The following is a 1,902-nucleotide window of genomic DNA, read 5'->3' as shown; positions in this document are numbered from 1 at the left end:
GGACCTGCCGCCTTTGCGTCCGGGTCGGCACATGCTGAAGATCAAGCTTCAGAATTTTGCACAGGTATGCGATTATCGGGCGCGCGAGTTGTGCGTCATTGTGGCCCGGTAGGGCAGTCGAGGAACTATCTTGGGGGATCGAGTGGGAATCGATGTGCTGGTGTCCGATGATCTGCATCTGTCCCGTTTCGCGCTCACCGCGCTGCTCGAACAGGAGGAGGAGATCCGCGTTATCGGCTCGGCCGACAGCAATATCGGCGCGCTGGAGGCCGCCGAGTCACAGCGCCCGGATGTGGTGATCATCAGTTTCGAGGGCGCGGACCGGGACGCGATCGGGACCGCCGAGAAGGTCGCCTGCCTGCCCGGGTGCCGGAGCATGCTCCTCGCCACGGCGTTCACCCGTTCCGTCGTCCGTCAGGCCTTCGCCGCCGGGATCGGCGGCATGGTCGAGCGAAGAGTGCCCCCGCGCAAGTTCTTCGAGGCCATCCACCGCGTCCACCAGGGCGAACGGGTCTTCGACGCGGAGCTGACGGTCGCCGCCCTGGTCAACGGGGACTGCCCGCTGACCCTGCGGGAGTTCTCCGTCCTCGAACACGTCTCCCGCGGCGACACCGTCGCCGAGATCGCGGCACGGCTGCACCTGTCCGAGGGCACCGTCCGCAACTACCTGTCGTCCATGGTCGCCAAGCTCGGCGCCCGCAACCGGATCGACGCCCTGCGGATCGCCCGGGACTCCCACTGGATCTGACCCGCACCCCGGGCACCACCGCAAGACGAACCGAAAGGCCGGCCGGCATGCGGGCCGGACAGCCCCGGCCACGGCCGGCCACAGCCGGATAACGGCGGCAGGCACGACTTCCCCGGGGAACGCTCCAGGAAATCCCCGGGGAAGCCTCCGGAAACATCCCGGTAAAAATCCCGGGGCCGCTCCCAAGAAATACACACGGAGAAGTCCCGCGGGGGCTTTTCCAGCCCACGGTGGAACCTCCCGGGAACACTCCGGGGAAATAAGTGACTCAGGAGTCTGAAGCGGCTCCGGGGAATTCTCCCGAACCCGTAGTCCCGCCCGCCCCGCCGCAATTCCCCACCGAACAGGCGGGCGGGCGGGGCCGACCCCCGGCACGGTGGTAGCCGGCCGGGACGGGCGGAGAGAGGTTCAGCGCAGCAGTCCCAGGCGCATCGCCCCGTCCAGGCGGATCGTCTCGCCGTTGAGCATCGGGTTGTCGACGATGTGGGCCACCAGCGCGGCGAAGTCGGCGGGCTCGCCGAGCCGGCCCGGGTGGACCGTCCCGCGCAGCAGCGCCTCGCGGACGTCCGCCGACGCGCCGGCCAGCATCGGCGTCTCGAAGGGACCGGGCGCCACGGTCACCACCCGGATCGCGCGCCGGGCCAGGTCCCGGGCCAACGGCAGGGTCATCCCCACGACCCCCGCCTTCGAGGCGGCATAGGCCGCCTGACCCTCCTGCCCGTCAAAGGCGGCGACCGAGGCGGTACAGACGATCACACCACGGTCCCCGTCCCGGACCTCGTTGCGGGCCATCTCCTCCGCGGCCAGCCGCACCAGGTTGAAGGTCCCGGTCAGGTTCGCGTGCACCACCTCGGCGAACTCCGCCAGCGGCAGCACCCCCGAACGCCCCAGCACCCTGCCCATCCGCGCGGTGCCCGCACAGTTCACGGCCACTCCCAGTCGGCCCAGACGAGCCGCGGTCTCCACCGCCGTCCGCACGTCCGCCTCGTCGGCGACATCTCCGACCACCACCGGCACCCCACCCAGCTCGGCACCGGCCTTCGCCGCCCGCTCGGGCTCACGCCCCATCACCACCACCCGGCAACCGCCCTCCAACAACCGCCGGGCGGTGGCCAGCCCCAGCCCCGAGGTCCCCCCGACGACAAGAGCCACGT

The 1,902-nt window shown here is 70.3% G+C and carries 2 protein-coding genes; one reads left to right on the top strand and one right to left on the bottom strand.

Annotated elements, in window-relative coordinates; all coding sequences use genetic code 11:
* The first annotated feature begins 160 nt into the window (after positions 1-160).
* On the top strand, positions 161-748 hold the full coding sequence (locus ACFC1F_RS43250) for a response regulator transcription factor (protein ID WP_376167299.1): 588 nt from the start codon (positions 161-163) through the stop codon (positions 746-748).
* Between the two features lie 408 nt (positions 749-1,156).
* Here ACFC1F_RS43250 and ACFC1F_RS43245 read toward each other — a convergent pair whose 3' ends face one another.
* Positions 1,157-1,900: an SDR family NAD(P)-dependent oxidoreductase gene (locus ACFC1F_RS43245; protein WP_376167297.1), complete on the bottom strand. Its 744-nt coding sequence runs from the start codon at positions 1,898-1,900 to the stop codon at positions 1,157-1,159.
* Positions 1,901-1,902 lie beyond the last annotated feature (2 nt).

It is taken from the genome of Kitasatospora sp. NPDC056181, from assembly GCF_042266225.1.
GTDB lineage: Bacteria > Actinomycetota > Actinomycetes > Streptomycetales > Streptomycetaceae > Kitasatospora.
The sequence above is the reverse complement of the archived record's forward strand: the minus strand, read 5'-3'. Positions and strand labels throughout refer to the sequence as shown.